This window comes from Marinitoga sp. 38H-ov, assembly GCF_011057715.1.
Classification (GTDB): domain Bacteria; phylum Thermotogota; class Thermotogae; order Petrotogales; family Petrotogaceae; genus Marinitoga.
In genome coordinates this window covers 1-5,653 of the sequence record NZ_LNGH01000048.1, presented here as the reverse complement: position 1 = coordinate 5,653, position 5,653 = coordinate 1, and the positions used below count along the sequence as shown (strand labels likewise).

Here is a 5,653-nt window from a genome sequence, read left to right as displayed (position 1 = left end):
GCTTTTTATAAACATTTTAAACTGCAATATCATTTTTAATAAATGGTAATATTTTAGACATATAACTTCAACTTCTGAAATTCTTTATTTTGGATATTTATATATTTTTAAGTAACTATTATGTAACAAAATGTAACTTAACCTTAATTAAATATCATTATTTAAGTTTTTGTTTCAATATTTATAATTTTTATTTAAGAGGTGTTTTATGAAACATTATTCCTTAAATAAATTAATTGATATTATAGAATATGGAGCTTTTTCTAAACCTATTGTGAATTATATTTTAACTAATATTGAGGATGAAGATTTGGTTTATTATCTTTTATGCTTAAAATCCATTTGGAAAAACAAACATAGAGAAGCTTTTAAATATGCCGATCTCGTTACTACTACTACTACTACAATTTTAAATGAACTTGCTACTCTTGAAAAAATTAGTATTTTATTTAATAATAATAAAATTAAAAAAGCTAATATTGAACTAAGTAAGATTAAAAATAATATTCAATCTCTTAATAAAAAAGCAAGAAAAATTATTATTCCTGCTTTGAGATTTATGGAAATAAGATTTTCAAATTTAATTGATGAAAATCTTGTTAGATATTGGAGTGAAGAGTATGAAAGTAGTTATGCACAGAAATCATTATTAAAATATTCTGAAGCCAGAAAATATTTAAATAATAAAGATTTTCATAAAGCTTTTAATTTATTTATTGAAGGGTTTAATTTTGCAAAAAGGTTTCCTCATCCCACAATGATATGTTCTGGATTGAATAATGCAGCATGGTGGATAAGAGAAGTAGATAAGAAGAAAGCGTTAATTGCTGCTGATTTATTAGAATATTACATCGGTTATTATTTTGAAGATTTAAAGTATATATATAACTGGTTAGATACAATTTTTGAAGTAAAAAAAATTAATAACGATGTTAGAATCATTGAAATAACAAACATTGTAAATAAATTGAAAAAAGTTTATCCTGAAGTAAACATAGAAGATAATTTTGATAAATTTATTGAAGTAAAAAAACTAAAAAGGAAAATAAAAAAATTATATAAAATTAATATTGACAAGTTTGATGTATCTAAAATAGATATAGCTTTTCTATCTACATATGCATCATTAATAGAAAAACCATATTTTACAAAAAGTCGAATTTTAAAATTGGTTTTTGAAAAAGATAAAGATAAAATCATTAAATATTTCTCAAGTAATTATGAGAAAATGTATTTTTTTAACTTAATGCTATCTGAATTTGAGGTTAAAGAAATTGAGAAAAGGATAATGAATCCTGATGATTTTGAAAAGATAAAAACTGATGTATCTCCATTTTTCATATCAAGAAAAAAACTTATCTTTAATCTTTTAAAAAATATGAAAAATTTCAAAGAGTTTATTCTTAACTATCTCGAACTCAACGAGGAAGAAATGAGAACTTTTGATATGTTTTTAAGAAATTGTGTTCGTTATGATATAAAATGGCCAATTACGCCTTATCCTAAAGGAAAGGTTCGTGATTTTGCAATTAAATATGGTCTTGGTCAAAAACGTATTGCTTTAGGATATTACTCTTTTGAAGAAAATGAAAGACTTTTTCTTGATTCTATTATTGAGAAGTTTTTATAATGGAATTAGTGGATACTATTAAATAAATATTTAAGAACCGTAAAAGTTAGAATAGAATAGACCATAAAAATTTTGTATAAATAGAAAAAATAAAAACCCTCTTCTTTGTATAGTAGAATACCAAGAAGGGGTTTTTTTATTATTGGTGTATTATTCCTGAAGTTATCAAGTTTTATATATTACATATACATATCATCATTTTTTAAAACCCATGAATTCCTTGTTTTCTGGATTTTGTTTCTAATAATTTAAATGAAATTATTCCTGTTATCAAATAAAATAAAGATAAAATTAATAATATTATATATTCTGTTTTTATATCTATAATAGTATTTGTATTCATTAATAAGTAACGCATTATATCTAATCCCCAGCTAAACGGAAATAAATATGATATCCATCTCAAAAATGAGGGTAAAACCGTTATTGGAAAAAACATACCTCCTATTAAAGGAGCGGCATTTCCCATTAAACTAACCAATTCATCCCCATCCTTAAATAATAAAGTTATTCCAAAAAAGAAAAAAACGTATCCAAATGATGCTAACATAGAAATTATAAATACAGCTATTGCACCTAAAAAATTAATAATATTAATTGTTGTTATATTTGATATTATTGCTAATATTATTATCGGTATTGATTCTATAGTTACTTTTAATATTCCCAATACAGACCATCCGAATATATAACCCAAAGGATTTATTGGCATCAAAAAAATTTCCTCTAATTGACCTATTTTCATATGATGCCTTAATGTAAATATTACTCCCCACAATACTTCTATATAATTCCAATATGCTGCACCAATTAAAACATATCCGAATATATTTTTGGTATTGGTATTTCCATAAAAGAATTGCGTTAATCCACTTTTTTCTCCGAAAAAATATAATAAAAAAACTGGTATTATTGTTAATAATGGTGTAAAAAATGTCCCATACCAATCTATTCTATATTTTTTTGCTGTTAAAAAATTTGCTTTTGCAAGATATAGGCTATTTACCATGATTCCCACTCACCTTTTTCACGTGTATATCTTTCTACTTTATTTAACATTAATATTCCTATAATTAAATATATTAAACTTATTATAGTTAGAACTATTAGCAAAAATATATCCTCTTTACCTATAATACCTTTCTTTATTATATTTCTTCCTAAAGATATTAAATAAGTTAATGGAATTATATATGATATCATTTTAATATATATGGGGTAATACTCTATAGAACTTGTCATCCCTGATAGTAAACCTACAAAATATTGCACTGCATAGTTCATGCTTCCTATCTTTTTTTTCCATAGTGCCAATGCTGCAAAAAATATTGAAAAAAAGGTTATATACATGCCACTTATCAATAATAAAATGAATATCCATATACTCATTTTTATTGTTATTCCAGATATAGTAAAAAATATTAATGTAAATATAGTTAAATAAACATTTGCGAAAAAAGTATCAATGCTTTTTGAAAATAAAAATTTAAATAAGGATATAGGAGATATTATTATTGAAGTTAATGTACCTTCAGCTCTTTCTTCGCCAAATCCATCTCCTACTCCCCAAAAATATTGATTTAACCAATACCATAATAATGTTCCTATTAATATACTTTCAGAAAAGTCAATTTTTCCAAATAATTTAGATGTAAATATATATGGCCCTATCATAAAAAACGGTGTTAATGCCATATTTATCCATATGAACTTATATTTTTTTCTTATGAGCCAATCTTTTTTTACTAAAGTTAATAATTCTTTCATGCCAATTCCTCACTTTTCACTACATCTTTAAAATATTCATAGATATTGTCATTTTCTTCTTTTATATTACTAAACTTTGTTTTTAATTTAAACACTCCTTCTTTAAGTAAATATATATTCGTATTTTTAGAAAAACCATGAAGAATATGACTAATCATAAATATAGTTAAGCCATCACTATTTAATTCGTTTAAATATTCTATCATTTCATATGTTGCTTCTGGATCAAGACCATTTAATATTTCGTCTAAGAATAATATTTTAGGTTCATGAATTAGTGCTTTACATAACATTAGTTTTTTTCTCATTCCCGTTGAGAAATTTTCAACTGTAGTATCTTTAAATTGATAAAGATTAAATTTATTAAGTAAGAATTCAATTCGTTCTTTTTTTATCTTTTTTTTCACTCCATAAATTCCACCAAAAATATCTAAATTTTCGTAAGCTGTTAATTTCCAATATAAGCTCCTTTCGTTGGTAAGAACCACACCTATTTCTTTTGCTAATTTTTTCCATTCTTTTTTTACGTCTCGATTAAGTACTTTTATACTTCCTTCATCTGGTAATAGTAAACCTATTGCAATTTTTAATAATGTACTTTTCCCACTTCCGTTTTTACCTATAATTACTGTAAAATCACCCTCATTAATGGAAAAGTTTATATCTTTCAATACTTCTAAATTTTTAAAATTTTTCTTTAAATTCTTTCCTTCTATTATCTTCATATTATCACCTGATTTTTATATTTATAATATAGTTCTAAAATTTCTTCATATACTGTATCATGAAAAACTTTCCAACAATCTTTTTTTGTTTTGTTTACATAAACATTATATCTACATCCACCGTTACAAATTGGTAAATATTTACAATCTTCACATACTTTATCTGTGATATGATTTTCTAACATTTGTGAATATTTTTGTAAAAATCTTTCTGGATTATTAATAAATTCATTATATGAGCAAATTTTAAATTCTTCTATGCCTATACCAGATATACAATTATATAGATCACCATTAGGAGCTATTATAATATCACTTTCTTTATTATATGTACATGGCCAGACATTTAAGAAGTCTACTACATTTAATCCATTTGTTAAAATATTTTTTAGTGTTTCAATATATATTTTACCATACACTTTTAAAGAATTCCTGTATGGAATTCTTATATGTATTTATAATAATATTTTTGATATTTCATCAACGTATTCCTTTTTTTTACTATATACAATAATAACTTTATTTTTATTTTTATAAACATTGAAATAATACCCATTATATTCTTGAGCAATAAAATAGTAATCAATTATTATTATCGAGATATTTGTTTTTATTTTCATAAAATTTTTTTCTTCTAACTTGTTTTCTATTTTTTTAAAAAATTTTTTTGCGGTTTTGTTATCTAAAAACTCGTAATATTCTAAATTTACATTATTTTTATCGCTTTCAGATTTCTTGATTTCTACTAACATAATATTTTTTAATTGTTCATTATTAATATTTTTCTTAAAAAAACTTTCATTTAGAGTATGATGAAGAAACTTTTTGTCATTTATAATTTTATTTATTTCGTTGTATTCATTTATTTTAAATTTTAGAGAAAATCCTATACTTGATATTAAAATTATTAACACTATTACTAATGATATAATAGGGAATTTTTTTAACATTGTGACATAACACCTCCAATTAAATCATTTTTTTACTTTTTAAATACATTAAAACTTCCTTTTCTATGTTCCCTTTTATTTTAAAACATCCGCTTTCATGATAAGATTTATGCTTCTCATAGCTTACAGCTCCACATCCCCCTCCACAAACAGTTAAATATAAACATTCCCGGCATTCCAAAAATTTAGTTGGATTTCTTGCCATCTAATCAAAAAAAGTATATCGTATATTCTCTATTTCGCCATTATTATTTAAATCACCTAATTTATGATTAAGGTCACCAACATGTTCCCAACATTTATAAATTTCTCCAAGAGGAGAAATTGTAAAATTATAATCACTATTCAAGCCACAAAACATCCATTTGATGACATTGATGAAAACAGTTCTGCTTCACTTTCATCTATTATTTTTTTATTTATATATTCAATGACTTTGAAGTTCATCAATGGTTCTCCACCAAACCAACCTATTGATATTATTTTTTTATTCTTGCTTGTGTTAATTATATAATCTGCTATTTCTTCTGCTTTTTCTATTGTCATTATTTTATTTCTCTTTGTTTCATAACAATATACAC

7 protein-coding genes and 1 pseudogene are annotated in these 5,653 nt (G+C 23.5%); 1 reads left to right on the top strand and 7 read right to left on the bottom strand.

The window, feature by feature from the left end; translation table 11 throughout:
• Positions 1-208 precede the first annotated feature (208 nt).
• Positions 209-1,630: a hypothetical protein gene (locus AS160_RS09810; RefSeq protein ID WP_165148374.1), complete on the top strand. Its 1,422-nt coding sequence runs from the start codon at positions 209-211 to the stop codon at positions 1,628-1,630.
• 202 nt (positions 1,631-1,832) lie between these two features.
• On the opposite strand, the gene AS160_RS09805 is transcribed toward AS160_RS09810, so the two are convergent.
• The 7 genes and pseudogenes from AS160_RS09805 to AS160_RS09775 all read right to left on the bottom strand — a co-directional run.
• A complete protein-coding gene (locus AS160_RS09805; protein WP_165148371.1) occupies positions 1,833-2,639 on the bottom strand; it encodes an ABC transporter permease in 807 nt (268 codons plus the stop codon).
• Complete coding sequence (locus AS160_RS09800) at positions 2,633-3,397, bottom strand: ABC transporter permease (protein ID WP_165148368.1); 765 nt, start codon at positions 3,395-3,397, stop codon at positions 2,633-2,635. Before AS160_RS09800 ends, AS160_RS09805 begins: the two co-directional genes overlap by 7 nt.
• The gene (locus AS160_RS09795; RefSeq protein WP_165148365.1) at positions 3,394-4,122 is read right to left on the bottom strand and encodes an ABC transporter ATP-binding protein; all 729 of its coding nucleotides are present in this window, start codon (positions 4,120-4,122) and stop codon (positions 3,394-3,396) included. The genes AS160_RS09800 and AS160_RS09795 overlap by 4 nt, the downstream gene beginning before the upstream one ends.
• Entirely contained in the window at positions 4,119-4,541 is a 423-nt protein-coding gene (locus tag AS160_RS09790) for an SPASM domain-containing protein (RefSeq protein ID WP_205101003.1), read from the bottom strand. Before AS160_RS09790 ends, AS160_RS09795 begins: the two co-directional genes overlap by 4 nt.
• A 36-nt stretch (positions 4,542-4,577) precedes the next feature.
• Positions 4,578-5,072 carry a hypothetical protein gene (locus tag AS160_RS09785; protein ID WP_165148362.1) on the bottom strand — a complete coding sequence of 165 codons (495 nt, stop codon included), beginning with the start codon at positions 5,070-5,072 and terminating at the stop codon, positions 4,578-4,580.
• Positions 5,073-5,091: 19 nt separating this feature from the next.
• Positions 5,092-5,277, bottom strand: coding sequence for a hypothetical protein (locus tag AS160_RS09780; RefSeq protein ID WP_165148359.1), 186 nt, complete (start codon positions 5,275-5,277; stop codon positions 5,092-5,094).
• Between the two features lie 140 nt (positions 5,278-5,417).
• Positions 5,418-5,653 (bottom strand): annotated as a pseudogene (locus AS160_RS09775) (4Fe-4S cluster-binding domain-containing protein); the annotation flags it as partial.